Consider the following 22359-nt stretch of genomic DNA (forward strand, 5'->3'; position numbering starts at 1 on the left):
ATGAAACTCTTTAAAATAATAATTGATTTTTATATAAATGCTAGTATTCACGTAGCATTAGCTGTATTTTATTTTGTTAAAATAACCGAGTTTTATTTAGGGGTAACAGGCAGTGAATCTTTAGGTTATTTCGTTTTTTATGCAACCATTACAGCCTATAATTTTGTGAAATATGCGGGCGTTGCAAAATTGCATCACAGAAGTTTAACAACACATCTAAAAATAATTCAAATTTTCTCTTTAGTTTGTTTTCTTTTAATGTGCTTTTATATGAGTAAGTTAAGTGTAAAAATATTATTATTTCTTGCCCCATTAGGATTACTTACTTTTTTATATGCAATTCCTTTTCTTAGTGGGTTTCAAAAAAATTTAAGAAGCGTTGGGTATTTAAAAATAGTAATTGTGGCTATTGTTTGGGCAGGAATTACAGTATTTCTACCAGCTTTATATTCCGAAATAATTTTCACAAAATCATTGTATCTAATAACTTTACAGCGTTTTTTGTTAGTAGTTGTTTTAATACTTCCTTTTGATATTAGAGATGTACAGTACGATGCGGTTTTACTACAAACAATTCCAAAAAAAATAGGAATTAAAAAAACAAAAAAATTAGGCTATTCGTTGTTAGCCTTTTGTTTACTACTAGAACTTGTTATAAAATCGAATGATGAGTTTATAGCGGTGTTTTTACTTTTTATAGTTATTACCTTAATTTTATTAATGAAATCTTCAGAAGAAAAGTCAAAATATTATAGCTCATTTTTGGTTGAATCGATGCCAATTATATGGTGGGCTTTATTATTAATAATAGTGTAAATAATAGTTTTTGAATTTCGTAAAATAGTTGGTTGTTAAAATAGTTTTTATGCTGATTATAGTCTAGTTATTATAAGAAGTGTCAGATTTACAATTGTTTAAATTTCGTAACAAAAAAACATTAATAGTAAGTTTTTATAAAAACAATTGTATTTTCGTTTGCTTAACAAAACAACAACAACAACAACAACAACACAAAAGATTAAATCTAACATGAATTTAGTAAAACGAAGTTTCGTTTTCGATTTCGACAGTACCTTAACAAAGGTAGAAGCATTAGATGTTTTAGCAGAAATCACCTTAGCGGGAAATCCGAAAAAGGATGAAATTATTAAAGAAATTGTAAATATTACAAACCAAGGGATCGATGGGGAAATATCCTTTCCAGAATCCTTAGAAAAACGCATTAAATTATTAAAAGCTAAAGAAGCAGATTTACCTTTATTAATTAAAGAATTAAAACAAAAAGTATCACGATCTATACAAGGCAATAGAGAGTTTTTTGAAGATTTTTCTGACGATATTTATGTGATTTCAGCAGGATTCAAAGAATTTATAGATCCGATTGTTGCTGAGTATAATATTCCTTCGGAAAGAGTATTTGCAAATACTTTTGAATTTAATAACGAAGGTGTTATTGTTGGTTTTGATGAAGAGAATTCATTATCAAAACATAATGGTAAAATAGAATGTTTACAGAACTTAAATTTAGAAGGAGAAATACAAGTAATTGGTGATGGTTACAGTGATGCTGTAACAAAAAAAGCAGGTGTTGCTGATACCTTTTTTGCGTATACAGAAAATGTGTCCAGGGAGAAAACAATTGCCAATGCCGACCATGTTACACCTAATTTAGATGAATTTTTATACCTAAACGATTTGCCAAGAAATATATCATACCCAAAAAACAGAATTAAAATATTATTATTAGAAAACGTACATGCTGATGCTTTTACAAAATTAACAGCAGATGGTTTTGCTGTTGAAACAGTATCAAAAAGTTTATCAGAAGACGAATTAATTGAAAAGATTAAAGATGTACATGTTTTAGGTATTCGATCTAAAACTCAGGTGACTAAAAAGGTGATTGAAGCAGCAGAAAAATTAATGGTTGTTTCAGCATTCTGTATAGGTACTAAACAAATTGATTTAGATTCTTGTAAAGAAAATGGAGTGGTAGTTTTTAACGCACCTTATAGTAATACGCGTTCTGTAGTTGAATTAGCTATCGGAGAAATTATTATGCTAATGCGAAGTGTATTTCAACGTAGTACGGAGTTACACAATGGTGAATGGAATAAAACAGCACAAGGGTCGAGAGAAGTTAGAGGTAAAAAATTAGGTATTGTTGGTTATGGTAACATCGGAAAACAATTATCTGTTTTAGCTGAGGCTTTAGGGATGGATGTGTATTATTATGATGTTGAAGATAAGTTAGCTTTAGGAAACGCAACAAGAATTAATACATTAAAAGAATTATTAAATATTTCTGATGTTGTTACCTTGCATATAGATGATAATTCAGCAAATAAAAACTACATAGGTAAAGAAGAAATAGCTCAAATGAAAGACGGGGCACATTTAGTGAATCTTTCTAGGGGATTTGTGGTAGAAATTGAGGCTTTGGTTGAAGCATTAAAGTCAGGTAAATTAGCTGGTGCAGCAGTAGATGTATATCCAGAAGAACCAAGAAAAAATGGAGACTTTATTACACAGTTAAAAGGGTTAGATAATGTTATTTTAACACCTCATGTTGGTGGAAGCACAGAAGAGGCGCAAAGAGATATTGCAGATTTTGTACCAGGGAAAATAATGGCATATATTAATTCAGGTAATACGGTAGATGCAGTAAACTTTCCGAATATAAGATTACCTCGTCATACAAATGCACACAGGTTTTTACATATACACAAGAATGTTCCTGGTGTAATGGCAGAGATTAATAAAGTATTAGCAAAATACACACTTAATATTACAGGACAATATTTATCTACAGATTCTAAAGTAGGATATGTAATAACAGATATTGATAAGGAGTACAATCAAGAAGTGATTACAAAACTTCGTGAAATTGACGGTACTATTAAATTTAGAGTATTGTATTAAAAATAAAACAATTATGTAGAGAAAGCCTTGTAAATTTTACAAGGCTTTTTTTATAAAGAATTAAAATCTTGTAATGAAGTTTCAATTAAAGTAGCTCCTTTTTGTAAAATAGAAATGTAACCTTGTACGTTTTCTAATTTAAAGCGACTAGAAGGGCCAGAAGCACTTATGCAGGCAATCGCATTTCCTTTTTTATTAAAAATAGGAATAGCTATACATATTAAACCTAATTCAAACTCTTCTAAATCTAAAGAATAACCTTGATCTCTTATGCTATTTAATTTTTCTTTTAATTCGAGTTTTTTGGTAATTGTTTTTTGCGTGTATTTAGTTAAAGAGTTGTTTTTTAGATAATTTTCTTGCTTTTCAATAGAAGAAAAAGCTAATAATAATTTTCCTGAAGCAGTTGCATGAATTGGTTGATAAGAACCAATAGAGGTGCTTATTTTTAAACCCTGTAAGCTATCTGCTTTATTTACGTAAAAAACTTTCTCTTCTTTTAAAATTCCAAGAAGTACTGTTTCTTGTATTTCTAAAGCGACACTCTTTATAGGTGAATTAGTGGCTGTAATTAAAGATTGGTATAAAGAAACACGATTACCTAGTTCAAAAAGTTTACTACCTAAACAATATTTTTCATTTTCATTCTGATGTATAACATTTAAAGAAACCAAGGTGCTTAATAATCTATAGGTAGTGCTTTTATTGTAGCCTGTTTTATTAGCTAACTCACGAACACCCCATTCTTTTTTATCATTTGTAAAAGCATCTAAAACGGTAAACGCTTTTATAATTGATTGGTTTAAATTTTTGTTGTCAATCATTATTTTTTGAAAATCATTTTTGCTAATATAATAAAAAAGTGTAAATTTATAAAACACCGTTTCATTTAGTGAAACACTTTTGTTTTTTGATTTGTTTATAAATCAAGTATCTTTAGTGTTTAAAAAGAAAGGTTTTTTTGAAATAAAAAGAAGCATGTACAAAGCAACACTCGATTACGCACAACAACAAGATAAAGAAGATAAATTAGCGCACTTGCGCAATCAATTTCATATACCAAAAGATAAAGAAGGTAATGAATGGTTGTATTTTACAGGTAATTCGCTTGGGTTACAACCTAAAAATACTCAAAAATACATTCAACAAGAATTAGATGATTGGGCTAATTACGGAGTAGAAGGGCATTTTGAAGGAAACACACCCTGGTTGCCTTACCATGAGTTTTTAACGGAGAGTATGGCGAAAATTGTAGGAGCAAAACCGCTAGAAGTTGTGGTGATGAATACTCTAACAACCAACTTACATTTGTTAATGGTGTCTTTTTATCAACCAACAAAAAAGAAATATAAAATTGTAATAGAATCTGATGCATTTCCTTCAGATAGATATGCCGTACAATCTCAATTAAAATTCCATGGGTTTGATGTAGCAGATGGATTGATTGAATGGAAACCAAGAGCAGGAGAAGAATTATTAAATATTGAAGATTTAGAGGCGATTGTTGCTGAGCAAGGAGATGAAATAGCATTGCTATTGATAGGTGGTGTTAATTATTATACCGGTCAATATTTAGATTTAAAACGTATTGCTGAAATAGGACATTCAAAAGAATGTTTTGTAGGGATTGATTTGGCACACGGAGCAGGTAATATATCACCAGAATTACACGATTCAGGAGTAGATTTTGCAGCTTGGTGTACTTATAAATATTTAAATTCAGGCCCAGGTAGTTTAGGAGGATTGTTTGTGCATGAAAAACATGCACATAATAAAGAGTTACCACGTTTTTCTGGTTGGTGGAATCATAATAAAGAAACGCGATTTAATATGCGTCAACCGTTCGATGTAATGGCAGGGGCAGAAGGTTGGCAATTAAGTAACCCACCAATATTATCTATGGCAGCTATTAAAGCTTCTTTAGATATGTTTGCTGAGGTAGGAATGGAAGCTTTACGAGAAAAATCAGAAAAGCTAACAGGGTATTTCGAGTTCTTAATCAATCAAATAGGTTCTGATAGTATTAAGATTATTACACCGTCTAATCCAAAAGAAAGAGGTTGTCAATTATCTATTCAAGTAAAGAACGCAGATAAAAGCTTGCATAAAAAACTAACAGAAAATAATATTATTACCGATTGGAGAGAGCCAGATGTTATTCGTTGCGCACCAGTGCCAATGTATACTAGTTTTGAAGATGTGTATAAAATGGTTTCAGTTTTAAAAGGATTGTTATAAAACAAAGAAGACTTAGTATATAAAAAATGAAAATTAAAGTTTACATATTATTGTTGTTTGTCTTGATACTTACATCTTGTTCCAGTAAGGTGAAAAAAGAAGTAAGAAAAAGTGAAATTATTACAAGTAAGGAAATACAAGTTATTTTAGATTCAGCTAAAGTTAATGGGGTAATTCTTATTTATAACAGTAAAGAGGATAAATATTATTCAAATAATTTTACTAGTGCACGAAAAGGTTATATCCCTGCATCAACATTTAAAATACCTAATTCAATTATAGGTTTAGAAACACAAAGAATAAAGGGGGAGACATCTGTTTTTAAATGGAATGGAAAACCAAGAGCTTTTTCTATGTGGGAAAAAGATTTGGTATTAAAAGAAGCATTTCAAAGATCATGTGTACCATGTTATCAAGAATTAGCAAGGAAAACAGGAGAAAAGGAAATGAATAAGTATCTTGATAAATTCCAATTTGGAAATATGGATGTTAATGCTGAAAACATCGATGATTTTTGGCTTTTAGGAAAGTCAAAAATAACTCCTTTTGAGCAGATAGATTTTTTAACTCGATTTTATCAGGATAAATTATCAATATCAAAAAGAACAACAGAAATCGTTAAGAACATTATGAAAGTTGACGTTAATGATGCGTATGTTTTTAGTGGTAAAACAGGATTAGCTATTAGAGAAGGAAAAGAGATAGGTTGGTTTGTAGGATATGTAGAAGTTAATAAAAATGTATTTTATTTTGCTACAAGAATTACTCCAGTCGATAAAATGACAAGAAGTGAATTTACTCCTATGAGGCAAAAAACAACAATTTTGGCTTTAAAGGAACTAAAAATAATAAATGAATAAAAAAGATAACATATTAATTATCGGAGCTGGTTTATGTGGAAGTTTATTAGCTTTACGATTAGCACAAAGAGGATATAAAGTTGCCGTATATGAAAGTAGACCCGATTTAAGAACTACTGATATTTCGGCAGGAAGATCAATAAACTTAGCACTGTCTGACCGTGGATTTAAAGCCTTACGTTTATGTGGTGTAGAAGAAAAAGCACGTGAAATATGTATTCCGATGTATGGTCGTTTAATTCATGATAGTGTAGGAAACACTTTCGCTTCTAATTATTCAGGAAGAGAAGGAGAATACATAAACTCAATTTCTCGTGGCGATTTAAATGGTATTTTGTTAACTGAAGCAGAAAAACATGAGAATGTAACTATTCATTTTAATAAGAAGTGTAGTTCGGTAGACATAGAAAATACCATTGCACATTTTAAAGATTATAAAACCAAAGAAGAGTTTTCTATAAATGCGGATGTAATTTTCGGAACAGATGGCGCTGGTTCGATATTGAGAAAAAGTTACTACTTAGAAAGAAAATTCTTATTTAGTTACTCACAAAATTATTTATCACACGGCTATAAAGAGCTAGAAATTCCTGCAGATGCCTTAGGAAACCATCAAATAAGTAAAGAGCATTTACATATTTGGCCTCGTGGCGAGTATATGTTAATAGCATTACCAAATATGGATGGAAGCTTTACCGTAACCTTATTTTTAAGTTATGATGAAGGAGAATACAACTTTAATAATTTAACATCTGAAGAAAAGATAACTTCATTTTTTGAAACACAATTTCCGGATGCTTTAGCGTTAATTCCGAGTATAAAAAATGAGTTTTTAAATAATCCAACAGGAGCATTAGGTACTGTAAAGTGTTCGCCATGGCATTATCAAAACAAAACCATTTTAATGGGAGATGCGTCACACGCTATTGTTCCGTTTTACGGACAAGGAATGAATGCTTCGTTTGAAGATATAACTGTTTTTGATGAGATTTTAAATGAAAATTTAGAAGATTGGGAAACAGTTTTTAAAAGGTACGAGAAGGTAAGAAAAGAAGATACAGATGCTATTGCAGATTTAGCAATTGATAATTTTCATGAGATGAAAGATCATGTTGCAAATCAGATTTTTAAAGAAAAAAGAAAGTTAGAAATGACTTTGGAAGAGAATTTTCCTTCGGCATATTTTTCAAAATACTCGATGGTAACTTTCAATGAAAATATTCCGTATGCTGAAGCAATGAAAAAAGGAAGAGCACAAGATAAAGCGTTATTAAATATGGTTGCGCATCATGATTTAGATGCAATTACTGATTTAAAAGAAGTGCTTAAAAAAGTACAGGAAGAAACAAACGAAATTTTAGAAGAGGATAAAATTGCAGGGATGTAATAATTAAAATGTCACCTCGAGCATTACTGAAATTAAAATGTATTTTAATTGAAAGTAGTAAACGTAGTTTAATTAGAGGTTTTTAATATTAAGAGAAAAAAGAGGTCTCGACTGCGCTCGACCAGACAAAGAGAGATGAAAACGTATTTTGTTTATATATTAAAATGTTCAGATGATCTATTATATACTGGAGTAACAAATAATGTAGAAAGAAGATTTTTAGAGCATGAAAAAGGATTGAATAAAAACTGTTTTACATTTAAAAGAAGACCATTAAAACTTATATTTAGTCAAGTTTTTAACGATATTGAACAAGCTATTTATTTTGAGAAGAAAATAAAGAAATGGAGTAGCAAAAAGAAGTGGGCATTGTCAAAAGGGGATTTTGATATGTTAACAATATTATCAGAATGTAGAAACGCTACGCATCATAAATATAAACCTAAAGAATAGAATTGTCACCTCGAGCGCAGTCGAGAGGTTAATAAACTAAATAGTTCTCAACTGCGCTCGAACAGACAGAAGAAAATATGAAAACATACATTGTTTTATTACGCGGAATTAATGTGTCGGGAAAAAATAAACTTCCGATGGTTGAGCTACGTGAATTATTAAATAATTTAGGTTTTAAAAATGTTGAAACCTATATTCAGAGTGGTAATATTATTTTAAGTTCAGATAAAACAAAAGTTGAGGTTTGTAAAAAAGTAAATAAAGGAATTGCTGATAAATTTGGTTATGATATTCCTGTGCTAGTAAGAACACCACAAGAATGGACAGCGGTAATTGATAAATACCCTTTTTCAATAGAGAATGAAAAAATAGTTGCTTTTACTTTTTTAGATAAAACAACAAGTGAAACTGAAATTGAAATAAAAGGAATTAAAGAAGATCAATATAAAATAACGGGTGATGTAGTTTATTTAAACTGCCCATCAGGTTTCGGAAAAACAAAATTGACAAACAATACAATAGAGAAAAAATTAAATCTAATAGCAACAACAAGAAATTATAAAACAACTTTAAAGTTATTAGAGTTGGTAAAATTATAGTTTTAAAATCGAAACACCTTTTTCATAAAGAAAGATTAAAATAAATAGAATGAATACAAGTAAAGTAATTAAAGGAAAAGCAGTGCCAAGAGGTAAGTTTCCACACGTTAAACAAGTTGGTGATTTTATTTATGTTTCTGGTACGAGTTCACGTAGACCTGATAATAGTTTTGAAGGGGTTGAGGTAGATGAATTAGGAACAACAAATTTGGATATTAAAAAGCAAACAAAAGCTGTTATTGAAAACATCAGAAGTATTTTGCAAGAAGTAGGTGCTGATTTAGAAGATATTGTAGATGTGTCTTCCTTTTTAGTAAATATGAATGACTTTGGAGGATATAACCAAGTTTATGCAGAGTATTTTGATTTTACGGGACCAACACGTACAACAGTGGCGGTACATCAATTACCACATCCACATTTATTGATAGAAATTAAAGTAGTGGCTTATAAAAAGAGTTAGATGAAGAAAATGTTGTTTTTAGTTATCTTTTTTTCATCAATTAAAACTTTTGCTGATGCTGGATACGCTTATCGTTTTTATATAAAGGCCGAGGTAAAAGGAAAAGAAGTTAAAGGATATTTTTATCATTATAGCTATGATAAGTTTGATGAAGCAGGAAGTTTTTATGAGTATTTAAAAAAGACAATTCCTAATCGAGATATTAAGATTTTTAAAGAGATAGTTACAATTAATCTTAATAAAAATTATGACTTTGCTCTAATCGATTCTAATTTAAGTTTTGAATTAAAAGAATTAGGTGAAATAAGAGTATTAGAAACTTTAGTTTTTCCCGTTGGAGATAGATTAATAATGCTAACTAATAAAGAGTTTAAAGTAATAAATTGTAATAAAATAAATTATAAATATGTGTTTTATGAAGGAGAAACTAATTTTAATGAAATTTGTTCTGATTTAATAGTAAGTAGTACTTTGAAAGTTGATGATTTAAATAGGATAAAAAAGAAGATTAAAGGAAATTTAAGTAATAAAATTAAGAGTTTAAGTAATATAGAAATCGAAAATGGAGATAAGTATTACGGTTACTATAATCAATTACGAGAAGAGCTTTTAAATAAAAAAATTCTTTTAATTTCTGTTTGTACACCTTTATAAAATGAATAATATAAAAAACTACATAGACGGCGAATTTGTAAATCCAATAAATGGAAATTACATTGATAATTACAATCCTTCAATAGGAGAAGTGTATGGTCAAATACCAAACTCAACAAAAGAAGATGTTGAGTTGGCATATAATTCTGCCAAATCTGCCTTTAGGCAGTGGTCAGAAACAACCTTAGACCAAAGAAGTAAAATATTATCGAAGATTGCGGAATTAATAAAAGAGAAATTATCTTTTTTAGCAGAAGCAGAATCTAAAGACAACGGAAAGCCAATTAGTTTAGCTAAACAGATTGATATACCAAGAGCAGCAAGTAATTTTCAGTTTTTTGCAAATGCTATTACGCAGTTCTCATCAGAAGCGCATGAAAGTATTGGTTTAAATGCGATGAATTTCACTTTGCGACAACCAATTGGTGTGGTAGGTTGTATTTCTCCATGGAATTTACCGCTGTATTTATTTACATGGAAAATTGCTCCGGCAATTGCAGCAGGAAACTGTGTGGTAGCAAAACCAAGTGAAGTAACACCAATGACAGCATATTTATTAGGAGAAATCTGTAATGAGGCAGGTTTACCAAAAGGAGTTTTAAATATTGTCCACGGTTTAGGAGGTTCAACAGGACAAGCAATTGTAGCACATCCGAATATTAAAGCAATTTCATTTACTGGAGGAACAACAACTGGAGCACATATTGCACGAGTAGCAGCGCCAATGTTTAAGAAATTATCTTTAGAGTTAGGAGGAAAGAATCCGAATTTAATTTTTGCAGATTGCGATTACGATAAAATGTTAGCAACCACAGTTAGATCTTCATTTGCAAATCAAGGTCAGATTTGTTTATGCGGAAGTAGAATTTTTGTGGAAGAAAAAATATATGAACGATTTAAAAAAGATTTCGTTCAAAAAGTATCTGAATTAAAAGTAGGGAATCCAGCAAATAGCGATACAAATATTGGAGCTTTAGTATCTAAACAGCATTTAGAAAAAGTAAAATCATATATTGATATAGCTGAGGAAGAAGGAGGTAAGATTCTTTTTGGAGGCGAAACTGTGACTGTTACCAACAGTGAAAACGGATATTATTTACAACCTACAATAATTGAAGTAACGGATAATAAATGTCGATTGAATCAAGAAGAGATTTTTGGACCTGTTGTTACAATTATGCCTTTTAAAACTGATGAAGAAGCATTAGCATTAGCAAATGATGTAAAATACGGATTGTCAGCAACACTTTGGACAAATAATCTAAACAGAACTATGCAAATATCAAAACAAGTTCATGCAGGAATTGTTTGGGTAAATACATGGTTATTAAGAGATTTAAGAACTCCGTTTGGAGGACAAAAAGAAAGTGGTGTAGGGCGCGAAGGAGGTTTTGAAGCATTGCGCTTTTTTACCGAACCTAAAAATATTTGTATTAAATATTAAAAAAATTAGTTTTGCGTTTTAATACATAGTGAATAAATAATGTCAGTTCGAGTGATTTTGAAGAACGAAAAATTGTATCGAGAACTAAATAAAAATGATGAATAAAGAAATACAACAAAAAATTATTGAAGTTTGTAACGAGAAGATTGCAAAAAAAGGAGATAATGTAGGTTTGTCTTTTTATGCATTTTTCAAGAATAAAAATGACAATCCAAAGCTGTTAATGGAAGTCGCAAAATGGTGGATTGAAACTCATCAATTAGATCATTTTGAAAAAGCAGTAAAGATTAAAGCAATGATTCAGAATAGTTAATGATATAAAATTATGACAAACAATATAGGATTAATATTAATTGATATTCAAAAAGGATTTGATGAAGAAGAGCACTGGGGAGGGAATAGAAATAATAAAAAAGCGGAACAGAATTGTAAGAAAATACTAGATATTTGGAGAGCCCTTAAACAACCTGTTTTTCATATTGTTCATAGTTCTCAAGACCCTGCATCTAAATTGCATGAATCAAATAAAGGGTATGAAATAAAAGATTTAGTAAAGCCAATAGACGGAGAGCCTGTTATAAAAAAGAATGTTAATAGTGCATTTATTGGTACCGATTTAAAAGAAAGATTGGATAATCAAGAAATTAAAAAGCTAGTCATTGTAGGATTAACAACAAACCATTGCGTATCCACTTCTACAAGAATGGCAGGTAATTACGGATATGATGTGTATTTAATTTCAGATGCAACAGCAACTTTTGATAGAGTAGGAGTTAATGGAGAAGTTTTTCCTGCTGAAATAATACATCAAACTACACTTGCAAATTTGCATAAAGAATTTGCTACAGTTATTAATACAGAAGAAGTAATATCAATGTTTTAAATTGAAATAAATGAATTTAAATATACAAAATAAAAACGCCTTAGTTTGCGGTAGTACACAAGGAATAGGAAAAGCATCAGCATTTGGTTTAGCATCAGAAGGTGTAAATGTAACGTTGATTGCTCGTAATGAAGAAAAGCTTAAAAAAGTTTTAGTAGCATTACCAAATAACAATCAAAATCATAGTTATATCGTTGCTGATTTTTCGAATCCGAAGGAACTAAAAGAAAAAATTGAAGCATCAAAATTAAACTTTCATATTCTAATTAATAATACAGGAGGTCCTGCGGGAGGTCCTATTTTTAATGCCGAAATAGATGAGTTTGAACGCGCTTTTACACAGCATTTAAAATGTAACCATGTTTTGGTACAAGCAGTTGTTCCGTTTATGAAAGAAGCAGGATTTGGTAGAGTTATTAATGTAATTTCTACTTCGGTAAAACAACCTTTAGATGGTCTTGGAGTTTCTAATACGATTCGTGGAGCAGTTGCAAGTTGGTCTAAAACATTAGCAAATGAACTAGGTCAGTTTAACATTACAGTAAACAATGTATTACCAGGAGCTACAGGAACAGAAAGGTTAAAAGAAATTATAAACAATAAGGCTGCTAAAACGGGACTTTCTGTAGATGAGGTTTCAACAAATATGATGAATGCTTCGCCAGCAAAACGTTTTGCAAAACCAGAAGAGATTGCTAATGCAGTGGTTTTTTTAGCAAGTGAAAGTGCAAGCTTTATTAATGGGATTAATGTTCCTGTTGACGGGGGAAGAACTAAGAGTTTGTAATTAATTGGTTATACATAAATAAATGTATTAACTTTATAAATAATATTAACCTACTAAATAATATAAAGATGAATCGTAGAAAATTTATTTTATCTTCAGCTATGGGGGCTGGAGCATTATCAATGTTTCCAACATCAACTTTAGGAAACACGAATACGAATACTTTGTCTAGTTTAAACAAAGTAATGAGTCAAGGATGTATTTCATTAAATGATTTACCTTCTAGTTTTGCAAAAGCACATCAAAATTTAATGATTAGTCTTAATGAAGAAGGCTATATCTGTAATTTAAATGAAGCAATTAAATTAAATAGTAAATGCTATGCAATTCCTGTACAAAAAAAATCGCTTTTAGGATTTAAGAGTAATGAATTAGCTTTACTTGTAGAAGGAGAAACAACAAGTAAACATTATATTTTAGAAGAAAAATTAGCTGATGAGTTTAATATGCTAATTGAAAACTATAGTATTAATATGAATGCTAATGGTTTTGACTATGATGTAGCAGAATTTGCTTTTCCTGTAAAAGTTGAAGAAGCTAAAAAAGGAAAAGAAAGTGTTTTTTCTTATAAGAACAAATTAAACAATACTATTATTTTAAAAAGTAGTAGAAAAAAGAGTAGAGCTATAATCTGTTAATTATAATAGTAACGATTATGTCTTAAAAAGGTTGTTTAAAACCTTTTTATACCAAATACATTAAAGCAATCCTTAAATTGAAATTAAGCAATTTAAAGATTGCTTTTACAAGTTGAAAACTGAAGAAACGATGGTGCATGTACTTTTTTAATGTGCACTATTTTTAGTTAATAAAAAACTTTTAAAATGAGTAAACTAGTACAGCCTTTAAATTTTAAAAAATGGATTGATGAAAACCGTCATTTATTAAAACCGCCAGTTGGTAATAAGCAAGTGTGGGATAATGGTGAGTATATTGTAATGGTTGTTGGAGGTCCAAATAATAGAAAAGACTACCATTACAACGAAACACCAGAGTTTTTTTATCAGGTAGAGGGAGATATGGTTTTAAAAATTATTGATGATAAAGGTGAAATGATTGATGTGGAAATTAACGAAGGAGATATTTATTTATTACCAGGTAAAATACCGCATTCGCCAGAACGAAAAGCAAATACAGTTGGGTTGGTAATTGAATATCCACGAGATGAAGGAATGTTAGATGCATTAGAATGGTATTGTGAGAATTGTGGAAATCAATTGTATAGAGAGGAGTTTGCTTTAGATAATATTGAAACGGATATGCCTATTATTTTTGACACCTATTATTCAGATACTAAGAAATGTACTTGTTCTAATTGCGGAACTGTAATGCAAGCACCTATGAAAATTAAATAAGTATTGTCATTACTATATGACTGTTAATCTAGAATTAGCAGTTTAAAAAATTAACGTCATTACGAGGAATAATGACGAAGTAATCTCTAATAAATTAAAAAATTGCCATGGTTAAAGCCTTGCAATGATAAGATTAAAATGGAAAAACGCAAACTACGTATAAACGGACATTCACATTTATTACCATACCCAGAGCAAATTCCTAGTTTTATGAAGGAAAAAGAAATATTTTGGGTAGATGATGAGCGAAAACATATGTTGCAAAAAGGATGGAAGCGACCTGTTACAGATTCGAGTTTCTTTTTAGATGAAAAGTTACTTTGGATGGAGAAAAACAAGTTAGACCATGCCGTAGTTTTAAACCTTTCTCAGTTGTATGGAAACGGGTTGCGTTTAGAAGAAATGAAAAAAGCATTGCGTTTTCAAAATGATTTTAATGCAAAGGTACAGCACGATCATCCAGGTAAATTTACTTGTGGTTTTGTGGTGCATCCTGGTTTTATTTATGGAGCATTATATGAAATAGAGCGTTGTGTAGAAGAATTAGGATTGAAAGTATTGTGTTTGCCAACACATTTTATGGATTCGATAGGGCAGTGGCGTTGTGTTTTTGATAAAGAAAATGATCCTATTTTCGAATTAGCAAATAAATATAAATTAGCAATTGAAATTCATCCGTACGATGGTGATAAGATGATTAAGTTAGAAAATACCAATTGGCGTTTTCATTTAATATGGATGTTAGCACAATGTGGTGACGCCTATCATTTTTATACTTTAAACGGAATGCAAGAACGTTTTCCGAATATTAGAACCTGTTTTGCACATGGAGGGCAATTAGCTCAAATGAACTTGGGGCGTCGTATTCAAGGATTTGACGGAAGACCAGATTTGTTTGAAGGGAAAACGCATCCAAGGAAAGCAGTAGGGCATCCAAATATCTTTTTTGATACATTGGTTCATGATACAGATTCTTTAAAGTTAATGATAGATCGCCAAGGATCTAATCAAATAATTATGGGGTTAGACGATCCATATCCGTTAGGAGAAATGGAAAGTGATGCACAATCTTCATATCCTGGGAAATTATTAGATTTAGCAATCGATAGAGATCTTATTAATCAGAAACAGTATGATGAGATTTGGGAAGATAACACCTTACGCTGGTTATTTGGTGATGATGAAAAAGCAAAACAAGACTTAATATCAAAGATTTTAGGCTAAAATAGCTGTAAAACATACTTTCATCAATATTACTAGCATTTTAAGCAATGAATAAAAACATGTATTTAAATACAGGTATAGCGTCTTTATTGGCGTTTACCTTGTTGTTGATTATGAATTATACATGGCCTTTAACAGAGTATTCGTTGAATGATGTGTTATTGAATAATGTGAGTATTTCTGGTTTAGAGAAAGAAAGTTTAATTAAATCAATAGGGATTAATTATGCTTTAGATACCGTATTTATTTTTTCATGGATAGGATCTTGGATTGGAATTTTTTTGCATTTTAAATCATTAAAGACAAATTTAATAGATGTTTGCTTTGGATTGAGTTTTTTGGGAGCTTTATTAGATATTACTGAAAACTCAATAAGTTTTTCATTATTAATAGGAAATAATAAAAATGTTGAGGGTGTTTTATTTATACATTCAATTGTAAGAGATATAAGTTTTTGGCTTCCAATGGTAGCATCTTTTATGTTGGTTTTTATAATGCCCAAAATGAAAGGTATTGGTTTTATACTTTTAAAACTAACAGGAATTATAGGTGTTCTATTTGCTATTCTTGGTATGTATATTCAGTTTTTTTCTGTATTTCCTTATTACTGGTTTATGTTATGGTTTTTTGCAGCTACCATTTTTTTGTTTGAGAATTTATCAAAGCGAGTATTATAAATTTAGGGTACTATTTTAATTTTTTAAAAATAATATAGTATGTTCGTTAGCTATAATGAAAAAACATATAAATTTTGATGTAAAATGAACGAAATAACCCAATTTCATAATTTATTACACATCTGTATTTCTTTTATTGGAGCTATATTATTACTTGCTATCTATTATAATATTAGAAAGCGATTTAAACAAGTATTAGAAGAAGGTAGCAGTAGTAAGCGAGTAGATAAAGGTTTACTATACTTTAGTTTTGGGATGTTAGTGTGGGTTGTTTCTGGTGTTTGGGCATATATTGCAGGTTATTTTAATTTTACAGAAATAAGTGCTTATCAAATAGGAGTAAACACATTATCTACAATAAATAATTTGTTTTGGTTATTAGCTTTATATTATGTTTATGATGCACCAAAATTTATTTATCAGAATGAAAAAAACGTAAAGATTATTGGGGTTATTATACTTATAGTAGCATCATTAACGGTGTTTTTATCTTTGTTTGTTGGAAATGAAGTGTTTTTTGGCGTAAAAATAGCAGCAGTTCCTGATGTGTTATTAACTACTTTTTTATGTTATTTAATGGCTGTTTCATTTTTTAGGACTTTTATGCACAGAGATTTAAAATTGGTGGCTATTATATCTGTAATTGCAATATTCTTATTATTCTTATCGCAATTGTACGATGTGTTTATTGGTTTAGATAACGACTTTGCAAACCATATGATTCGGATTGTAGCAAAAACTTCTTTGGTGTCGGTGTTCTTAGTTTTAGCAACAAGTTGGGTAATTCAATTAGCAAACACACCAAAACCTAATGAAATTAGAATTAAGTTTTTAGACTGGTCTTTAATACAGTTAAGTGTACCTTCTAAAGGAATTTATGATCAGAAAGTTGATTTTGGATCGAAAACAACGCAATATAAAAACTTATTAAACTTTGCATGTAAAAGGAAGTTTTCTGAAGCTTCAAAACAATCAATTGTTGTAAACTCTGGAGGAGAAATAAAAAGCCAAACCTATTTAACTAGAATAGTTGATAATATAAACTCAATACTTCAGTTAAAAGAAAACGATCGATTAGAACGAAAAGATTTAATTACATTTATTGGAGAAAGTAAGTATCGTTTACGAGTTTTACCAGAACATATATTTATCGATAAAGCTTTGTTAGATGAATTTAATCGATAATTCCAAGTTATTTAACCTTTCTAGCAATTGAATAAGTTTTTACGCACTGCAAAGTTTCCTGACTTAGGGAAAAGTGTTCTGTTCGGTTAACAATGGGGAGTAAAAATAAATAGTAAAAGATCTTAAGAAAAGTAGTGTAAATAATGATAACTCAAAGTCGGAGACTCTGTTTAGCGCAGGTATTATTAGTACATTATAGCAGTAAAACTACAGAATTTTATATGCATGTTGCAATTAACAATTTAAAAACAATTAAAAGTCCTTTAGATTAAATATATTAGTGTCTATAAAACAGAAATAAGAGCACCTTTTATTGTAAAAGGTACTCTTATTTAATTGTTAGCAAATATTAGTCGAAAGAACTCCAAATGAAAATAAGAACAGTAAATTACAATTTTTCAATTCTAATAATATTTATATTCCTAGTGTTTTCTTGTAAGCGGCGATCTAATAATTTGACCGAAAAAAGTACAATTTGGGAAAAATTCAAAACAGGAATTGAGAAAAAAGATTTAGTATATTTAGTTAGCAATTCAAAAGACTCAATTATATGTGTTGATTGCATTCCATCGGAGAATGAAAAATTACAAGCGAGTGAACTGATATTTAAAAATCATATTGGAAAATTGTATAACCCTGAACTTATAGGAGGAATGAAATATTCAAATTATAAAACAGATTCTATTATTAGAATAAGTTATAGTTTCAAAAAATTATTTGGAAGCGAATCGTCAAGTATGATTTATATGTTTGATAAATCTGACGGGAAATATTTATTTACTGGAATGATAACAATACCTTGAAATGAAAAAAAACATTTGCTAACACAACCTAAACTGCATTAAAACGCAGCTTAGCCGAAACGTTGTGTAGAATTACAAAAAAATGGATATGACAAAAATTATAAAAGAAATTTTAGCAATATTATTTTTATTATTGATTACTTCTTGTTCAAAGAATCATAAAGTTGAAACGTTGAAAATTCTCGGAAATAAAGCTGGTATGAATAATCGGATAAACCTTTGTCTTGAAAAAGAAATTGGTTATAGTTCTTACCTATTAAAATTTAAAAACAAACTAAATGACGGAACTGAATTTGAAACAGAAACGGTTATTTATGGACATACTGATAACACAAAAAAATGTTTTGAATTATATACAGGTTCAAGTTTTACTAGGAAAGGAATGCCTGAAAAAGAAAGTAAACTTATATCTAATATTTTTGAAGGTAATGTAAATGAAATGATAATCGAATTGTATGAGAGCGGAGAGCTTGTATCAACTTCTACATTTAAAAATTTATAAGTTAAAACTCTACACAACACTATATATAGCAAATAGGGCGATTAGTGTTTAATTCAAAGGTTATTGTCTATTTGCAAAGTCGCCAAATCTTTTGATTTGGTCTTAAAAGAGAAAAATTAAAACAAAATACAAAAGATTTGGCTTGTGGTTAAACCGAAAATAATCGCTTATTAATCCCGTACTAACCATAGCCGAGACGTCAGACTGTCTAAAAACCTATTTTTGTAACTTTAATATTCGGAGGGCTATCTTTAAAAAAAACAAATACAGGATTCTCTGAGGTCTTATTTTTTTAACCACCCTGCTATACTTCTTCTTTCGCGAGTTGAGGAAGAATGCACTTCATGCTCCATTTCATCACTTCTAAAGAACACCAGACGACCTTCTAGTGGTGAAATATTTATTTGTTCTCTATTTAAAGGATATAAAGATAATTGACCGTCGTCTTCATCCTTCCAATTCTGATTTAAGTACAAAACTATAGAGTACTCCCTACCTTTTTCGCTTTTAAACTGGTCTATATGCTTTCTATAAAAACTTCCCTTTTCATAACTTGAATAATGACTTTCAAAATTCCTTATTGAAGTAAAACATGTTTTATTTAAATAATCAATAAACCTCCATATTTTGTTCAAATAAACCTTTTCGTGTTTATTTATACTTTGTTCCGAAATCCAATTAACTTTATCTTTTCTAATGGAATCGTTTTTATGAAAATTCAATTTATTTCCAATACCTGCAGCTATCATTTTTCCAGAATCATTCAGAATTACCATGTTTTCCCTTAATGCTGCCATAGTTATAGGAGATAAAAAATCATTACAACTACCATGTTTTTCATTAATGAGTCCTTGAATTAACTTTTCAAATTGATTTTCCTCTTGAATATCATTTTTTCCCATATCTGCTTTTTTAAGAAACCTCTGATTTTATATTAATTTATCTGTAGATCAAAACCTTAAGATTGCGCGTAGTTATTTTGAAAATGTAAATTACATATTAGTCAGCACCCAAAGCTCTACTTCTTCATAATCACGCCAATGTTGATCTCTTTTTGTTTTTTTAGAAGCAACTTTCACTGTTTTTTTTAAACATTTTTCTAATTGAAATCTCCCGCCTTCTACTAGTTCTTTTTCTATGGGATGTTCATTTGTTACATTAGTAATTTGAGCTAAATTTGAAAATATAATAACAAGTTTTCCTTCAGGTAATAGTCTTTTTTTAGCTTCTTCAAAAAAATTAGGAAATAGATTGTCATTGTAATAAATGGCATTATCATTACTATCTAAATTATGAGACCCTGGTAACCAAGGAGGATTAAAAACAATCAATTCAGTCTGCTTTTCCCATTTGCTAAAAAGATGTCCAAAATCTAATTCTATCTTTCTAGATAATTTCGTATCTGCTATAAACTCTGTTAATCCAACAATCGCATTAGGATTTGTATCTGTACCAAAAATCTTCTGGAAACCATGTTTTATCATTTGAAAAGAAAGCACGCCACTACCTACACCTACATCTATTGCAGATTTTTTAGGCCCCATATAACGTTTCAACCAATTGTCGAAGAGTAGTAAATGATCAAAACGAGTTGGGAAATATGTACCGTAATATGGATGTATTTTATTTCGCAATACAGGAATAGATATTCCATTTTTGTACCATTGCCAAGCACTATTTAATCCTTGAATTTGCGGAAATGATAATAACATATTACTGGTTTCTGGATACAACTTTTCTAACCAACCAATATAAGGGGCTTTTTTTACCGCTAATTTATGACCAATAATTTCTATTAAAATAAGATTTGATAATTTTTGATATACTGAACGATACTCGCGTTGTTCCTGAAAAGATTTGTTAGGGAATTTATTTTTTAGATGTATTTTCAACGCATTAAGAAGTATTAATCCATTATTATAAAACGCTGTTATCAATACAGGGACTCCAGATTCTAATGTATTAATTGTAAGTTTTATATCTGTAGTTCGATCAAATAAAGCTAACTCATTTCCAGACACAAAGACTTCTGGTTTATTTACTTCTATACTTGTAATCATAGATTGATTTTTTATATAATAAGCCTGTCTTTTTTTTACTGGCTCTTGAAACTCATGCTAGTTTATTAATAATAAAAATAATTTTTTTTAATTCACTAGCTGATTAACGTCATGTGGATAATTCACATTTCGGTTTTGAAATCGAAGAATTGTATCTTTTACTACCACACCTTTATCCACATTTATAGCATTTTTAATTGTTTTATTTTTACCCCAGCTTTCACGACCGAATATTACAGAAGGAAGATGAACTAGTAGTGCTGCAGAAATAGATCTGGAAGCGCTTTCCCAAAAATAACTTGGTGTATGATCTACTGCATAATAATCAATTTTATCAATTGCTATAATCGGGGTTTTAAAAGTTGTAGGTTTTGCAAAGTAAAACCCCATACCTTCATCACAACTCACATCAATAATTAATGTGTCTGGTTTAAGTATCGATTTTTCTTCTTTGTTTACGTAGTTAATTGGGTTATCGGTATTCTGATATGTTCCATTAATAATTATTTCAGATTCATTTATTAAATCTGATAATGGTCTTTCATAACCATTATGTTCAACAACAACGAGCCTAGGTTCATCTTTATTCCCTTTTCTAAGTGTCATATAATGTACATCTAATATCTCTTCTACAACCTCATGATTTGATCTTTGAATACAAATAGTAATATCTCTAAACCCATGTGCTTTTAACGCATAAATAGCTCCTTTACTTACTGCACCGAAACTAAAGACTAAGACTTTTCTTTGATTTCCATAATGACCATCTATTCCTTTTAATTGAAGTGCATGTATCACAGCGCTATAACCCGCCATTTCATTATTCTTATAAAAGGTATGTCTACCCATTTGCCCATTTTCTCTCCAAGTATACATATCTTCAAAAGCAATTAAAGTCAATTTTTTATCTATTGCTGTTTGCGTAATTTGCATCTGTTGAGCACAATGCGGATACCCCCAAATAATGCCACCTTCTTTCAACTCTTCTAAATCGGATAAAATCGGTTTAGCAATAATAACAGAACCAATATCAGATAATATTTCACTCCGTGTTGCTATACCTCCCGTTAATTCACTAATCACTTTATCTTCTATATTAAAAGGAGCTCCATAACCTTTCTCAAAAATAAGCTGTCTACGAATATGTTCTGGAAGTCTGTTTAGGTGTTCTGGATGAATAGGTACGCGTCTTTCATCTTCTTTTTTAGAGGTTCCAATAACCCCCATTTTTAATAAAGCCATTTTTTTGATTTGAAACAAGTTGCAGACTAATGAAATTAGCAAAGCGTTAGATTAAATTACTATTAAATAGTTAATTTCCAGTAATAAGGCATTAAGTTGCTACTAGAGTTTCATTGATCAAATTAAGGGCTTAAGAAGAAGCCAGCTATTCGCAGAAGTGACGCGAAGTGATAAATAATACTTCGTAAAGGTACTTTATTAAAACGCAATGGCACTACGTTTTCAAAGTAATACTCATCAGTTTATAAGGTATATTCATTTGGAGGGTTTTGATGTAACTAAGTTTAAATTAAAAACAAAACAAAAAGCTTATGGCTTGTGGCGATACGAAAATTTGCGGATTTTCTGCCCTTAATATCGCTAGTATGTCACGTAATTGCTAGTGCTAGTTTTTAACTAGTATCGTTTGTGAGTAAGTGTTAATGAAGAGAAATAAATAATATTTAAACTCCACTTCGTAAAGCCTCCTAACTTAGCGAAAAGCGTTCTGTTCGGTCAACAATGAGGAGTGGAAAGAAACAGTAAAAGACCCTAAGAAAAGTAGTATAAAATAATAATAACTCAGAGTCGGGAGACTTTGTGAAGTTAGATAAAGCGTTGTTAGGTGGATTTAAGAAACTG

The 22359-nt window shown here is 30.0% G+C and carries 24 protein-coding genes; 20 read left to right on the top strand and 4 right to left on the bottom strand.

The features are described 5' to 3' along the window. Both H518_RS0102935 and serA read left to right on the top strand, forming a co-directional pair. Entirely contained in the window at nucleotides 1-816 is an 816-nt protein-coding gene (locus tag H518_RS0102935) for a membrane protein (RefSeq protein WP_028887679.1), read from the top strand. A 213-nt stretch (nucleotides 817-1029) separates the two neighbouring features. Further along, entirely contained in the window at nucleotides 1030-2922 is a 1893-nt protein-coding gene (serA, locus tag H518_RS0102940; RefSeq protein ID WP_028887680.1) for a phosphoglycerate dehydrogenase, read from the top strand. Between the two features lie 50 nt (nucleotides 2923-2972). Here serA and H518_RS19125 read toward each other — a convergent pair whose 3' ends face one another. Further along, nucleotides 2973-3746 (bottom strand): IclR family transcriptional regulator, encoded by a 774-nt coding sequence (locus H518_RS19125; RefSeq protein WP_155995135.1) that lies wholly within the window; start codon nucleotides 3744-3746, stop codon nucleotides 2973-2975. Nucleotides 3747-3900: 154 nt separating this feature from the next. Between H518_RS19125 and kynU the strand changes: the two genes are divergently transcribed. The 18 genes from kynU to H518_RS0103035 all read left to right on the top strand — a co-directional run bounded on the left by kynU (nucleotide 3901) and on the right by H518_RS0103035 (nucleotide 18436). Then, complete coding sequence (gene kynU / locus H518_RS0102950; RefSeq protein ID WP_028887681.1) at nucleotides 3901-5160, top strand: kynureninase; 1260 nt, start codon at nucleotides 3901-3903, stop codon at nucleotides 5158-5160. Between the two features lie 32 nt (nucleotides 5161-5192). Then, entirely contained in the window at nucleotides 5193-6020 is an 828-nt protein-coding gene (gene blaOXA, locus H518_RS0102955; RefSeq protein WP_407635130.1) for a class D beta-lactamase, read from the top strand. Beyond that, nucleotides 6013-7407: an FAD-dependent oxidoreductase gene (locus H518_RS0102960; RefSeq protein ID WP_028887683.1), complete on the top strand. Its 1395-nt coding sequence runs from the start codon at nucleotides 6013-6015 to the stop codon at nucleotides 7405-7407. The genes blaOXA and H518_RS0102960 overlap by 8 nt, the downstream gene beginning before the upstream one ends. Before the next feature lie 135 nt (nucleotides 7408-7542). Beyond that, nucleotides 7543-7860, top strand: coding sequence for a GIY-YIG nuclease family protein (locus H518_RS0102965; RefSeq protein ID WP_028887684.1), 318 nt, complete (start codon nucleotides 7543-7545; stop codon nucleotides 7858-7860). A gap of 77 nt (nucleotides 7861-7937) precedes the next feature. Continuing rightward, entirely contained in the window at nucleotides 7938-8459 is a 522-nt protein-coding gene (locus H518_RS0102970; RefSeq protein ID WP_028887685.1) for a DUF1697 domain-containing protein, read from the top strand. A gap of 49 nt (nucleotides 8460-8508) precedes the next feature. After that, a complete protein-coding gene (locus H518_RS0102975; RefSeq protein WP_028887686.1) occupies nucleotides 8509-8922 on the top strand; it encodes a RidA family protein in 414 nt (137 codons plus the stop codon). Next, nucleotides 8923-9576, top strand: a complete 654-nt coding sequence (locus H518_RS0102980) for a hypothetical protein (RefSeq protein WP_028887687.1) — start codon at nucleotides 8923-8925, stop codon at nucleotides 9574-9576. It begins immediately after the preceding gene. A 1-nt stretch (nucleotide 9577) separates the two neighbouring features. Beyond that, nucleotides 9578-11020, top strand: coding sequence for an aldehyde dehydrogenase (locus H518_RS0102985; RefSeq protein ID WP_028887688.1), 1443 nt, complete (start codon nucleotides 9578-9580; stop codon nucleotides 11018-11020). Between the two features lie 97 nt (nucleotides 11021-11117). Then, complete coding sequence (locus tag H518_RS21015; protein WP_028887689.1) at nucleotides 11118-11333, top strand: DUF6500 family protein; 216 nt, start codon at nucleotides 11118-11120, stop codon at nucleotides 11331-11333. Between the two features lie 12 nt (nucleotides 11334-11345). Then, complete coding sequence (locus H518_RS0102995; protein ID WP_028887690.1) at nucleotides 11346-11903, top strand: cysteine hydrolase family protein; 558 nt, start codon at nucleotides 11346-11348, stop codon at nucleotides 11901-11903. Nucleotides 11904-11913: 10 nt separating this feature from the next. Beyond that, the gene (locus H518_RS0103000; protein WP_028887691.1) at nucleotides 11914-12690 is read left to right on the top strand and encodes an SDR family oxidoreductase; all 777 of its coding nucleotides are present in this window, start codon (nucleotides 11914-11916) and stop codon (nucleotides 12688-12690) included. A 68-nt stretch (nucleotides 12691-12758) separates the two neighbouring features. Next, nucleotides 12759-13328: a hypothetical protein gene (locus H518_RS0103005; RefSeq protein WP_028887692.1), complete on the top strand. Its 570-nt coding sequence runs from the start codon at nucleotides 12759-12761 to the stop codon at nucleotides 13326-13328. A 186-nt stretch (nucleotides 13329-13514) separates the two neighbouring features. Next, entirely contained in the window at nucleotides 13515-14045 is a 531-nt protein-coding gene (locus tag H518_RS0103010) for a 3-hydroxyanthranilate 3,4-dioxygenase (protein ID WP_028887693.1), read from the top strand. A 138-nt stretch (nucleotides 14046-14183) separates the two neighbouring features. After that, the gene (locus tag H518_RS0103015; protein ID WP_028887694.1) at nucleotides 14184-15269 is read left to right on the top strand and encodes an amidohydrolase family protein; all 1086 of its coding nucleotides are present in this window, start codon (nucleotides 14184-14186) and stop codon (nucleotides 15267-15269) included. Nucleotides 15270-15316: 47 nt separating this feature from the next. Further along, a complete protein-coding gene (locus H518_RS0103020; RefSeq protein WP_043706400.1) occupies nucleotides 15317-15946 on the top strand; it encodes a hypothetical protein in 630 nt (209 codons plus the stop codon). An 84-nt stretch (nucleotides 15947-16030) separates the two neighbouring features. Next, nucleotides 16031-17131, top strand: coding sequence for a hypothetical protein (locus tag H518_RS19130; protein ID WP_043706401.1), 1101 nt, complete (start codon nucleotides 16031-16033; stop codon nucleotides 17129-17131). A gap of 368 nt (nucleotides 17132-17499) precedes the next feature. After that, nucleotides 17500-17934 (top strand): hypothetical protein, encoded by a 435-nt coding sequence (locus tag H518_RS0103030; protein ID WP_155995137.1) that lies wholly within the window; start codon nucleotides 17500-17502, stop codon nucleotides 17932-17934. 88 nt (nucleotides 17935-18022) lie between these two features. After that, nucleotides 18023-18436 carry a hypothetical protein gene (locus H518_RS0103035; protein ID WP_155995139.1) on the top strand — a complete coding sequence of 138 codons (414 nt, stop codon included), beginning with the start codon at nucleotides 18023-18025 and terminating at the stop codon, nucleotides 18434-18436. 284 nt (nucleotides 18437-18720) lie between these two features. On the opposite strand, the gene H518_RS0103040 is transcribed toward H518_RS0103035, so the two are convergent. The 3 genes from H518_RS0103040 to H518_RS0103050 all read right to left on the bottom strand — a co-directional run bounded on the left by H518_RS0103040 (nucleotide 18721) and on the right by H518_RS0103050 (nucleotide 21738). After that, nucleotides 18721-19338, bottom strand: a complete 618-nt coding sequence (locus H518_RS0103040; RefSeq protein ID WP_028887698.1) for a 2OG-Fe(II) oxygenase — start codon at nucleotides 19336-19338, stop codon at nucleotides 18721-18723. A 90-nt stretch (nucleotides 19339-19428) separates the two neighbouring features. Further along, nucleotides 19429-20496, bottom strand: coding sequence for a methyltransferase (locus H518_RS0103045; protein ID WP_028887699.1), 1068 nt, complete (start codon nucleotides 20494-20496; stop codon nucleotides 19429-19431). Nucleotides 20497-20583: 87 nt separating this feature from the next. Beyond that, entirely contained in the window at nucleotides 20584-21738 is a 1155-nt protein-coding gene (locus H518_RS0103050) for a N(5)-(carboxyethyl)ornithine synthase (protein ID WP_028887700.1), read from the bottom strand. Nucleotides 21739-22359: the final 621 nt, after the last annotated feature.

Source organism: Tenacibaculum ovolyticum DSM 18103, assembly GCF_000430545.1.
Lineage (GTDB): Bacteria > Bacteroidota > Bacteroidia > Flavobacteriales > Flavobacteriaceae > Polaribacter > Polaribacter ovolyticus.

What these genes read in the sequence shown, in the direction of transcription:
- H518_RS0102935 (WP_028887679.1), top strand. Translation starts at nt 1, where the DNA reads ATGAAACTCTTTAAAATAATAATTGATTTTTATATAAATGCTAGTATT.
- serA (WP_028887680.1), top strand. Translation starts at nt 1,030, where the DNA reads ATGAATTTAGTAAAACGAAGTTTCGTTTTCGATTTCGACAGTACCTTA.
- H518_RS19125 (WP_155995135.1), bottom strand. Translation starts at nt 3,746, where the DNA reads ATGATTGACAACAAAAATTTAAACCAATCAATTATAAAAGCGTTTACC.
- kynU (WP_028887681.1), top strand. Translation starts at nt 3,901, where the DNA reads ATGTACAAAGCAACACTCGATTACGCACAACAACAAGATAAAGAAGAT.
- H518_RS0102960 (WP_028887683.1), top strand. Translation starts at nt 6,013, where the DNA reads ATGAATAAAAAAGATAACATATTAATTATCGGAGCTGGTTTATGTGGA.
- H518_RS0102965 (WP_028887684.1), top strand. Translation starts at nt 7,543, where the DNA reads ATGAAAACGTATTTTGTTTATATATTAAAATGTTCAGATGATCTATTA.
- H518_RS0102970 (WP_028887685.1), top strand. Translation starts at nt 7,938, where the DNA reads ATGAAAACATACATTGTTTTATTACGCGGAATTAATGTGTCGGGAAAA.
- H518_RS0102975 (WP_028887686.1), top strand. Translation starts at nt 8,509, where the DNA reads ATGAATACAAGTAAAGTAATTAAAGGAAAAGCAGTGCCAAGAGGTAAG.
- H518_RS0102980 (WP_028887687.1), top strand. Translation starts at nt 8,923, where the DNA reads ATGAAGAAAATGTTGTTTTTAGTTATCTTTTTTTCATCAATTAAAACT.
- H518_RS0102985 (WP_028887688.1), top strand. Translation starts at nt 9,578, where the DNA reads ATGAATAATATAAAAAACTACATAGACGGCGAATTTGTAAATCCAATA.
- H518_RS21015 (WP_028887689.1), top strand. Translation starts at nt 11,118, where the DNA reads ATGAATAAAGAAATACAACAAAAAATTATTGAAGTTTGTAACGAGAAG.
- H518_RS0102995 (WP_028887690.1), top strand. Translation starts at nt 11,346, where the DNA reads ATGACAAACAATATAGGATTAATATTAATTGATATTCAAAAAGGATTT.
- H518_RS0103000 (WP_028887691.1), top strand. Translation starts at nt 11,914, where the DNA reads ATGAATTTAAATATACAAAATAAAAACGCCTTAGTTTGCGGTAGTACA.
- H518_RS0103005 (WP_028887692.1), top strand. Translation starts at nt 12,759, where the DNA reads ATGAATCGTAGAAAATTTATTTTATCTTCAGCTATGGGGGCTGGAGCA.
- H518_RS0103010 (WP_028887693.1), top strand. Translation starts at nt 13,515, where the DNA reads ATGAGTAAACTAGTACAGCCTTTAAATTTTAAAAAATGGATTGATGAA.
- H518_RS0103015 (WP_028887694.1), top strand. Translation starts at nt 14,184, where the DNA reads ATGGAAAAACGCAAACTACGTATAAACGGACATTCACATTTATTACCA.
- H518_RS0103020 (WP_043706400.1), top strand. Translation starts at nt 15,317, where the DNA reads ATGAATAAAAACATGTATTTAAATACAGGTATAGCGTCTTTATTGGCG.
- H518_RS19130 (WP_043706401.1), top strand. Translation starts at nt 16,031, where the DNA reads ATGAACGAAATAACCCAATTTCATAATTTATTACACATCTGTATTTCT.
- H518_RS0103030 (WP_155995137.1), top strand. Translation starts at nt 17,500, where the DNA reads ATGAAAATAAGAACAGTAAATTACAATTTTTCAATTCTAATAATATTT.
- H518_RS0103035 (WP_155995139.1), top strand. Translation starts at nt 18,023, where the DNA reads ATGACAAAAATTATAAAAGAAATTTTAGCAATATTATTTTTATTATTG.
- H518_RS0103040 (WP_028887698.1), bottom strand. Translation starts at nt 19,338, where the DNA reads ATGGGAAAAAATGATATTCAAGAGGAAAATCAATTTGAAAAGTTAATT.
- H518_RS0103045 (WP_028887699.1), bottom strand. Translation starts at nt 20,496, where the DNA reads ATGATTACAAGTATAGAAGTAAATAAACCAGAAGTCTTTGTGTCTGGA.
- H518_RS0103050 (WP_028887700.1), bottom strand. Translation starts at nt 21,738, where the DNA reads ATGGCTTTATTAAAAATGGGGGTTATTGGAACCTCTAAAAAAGAAGAT.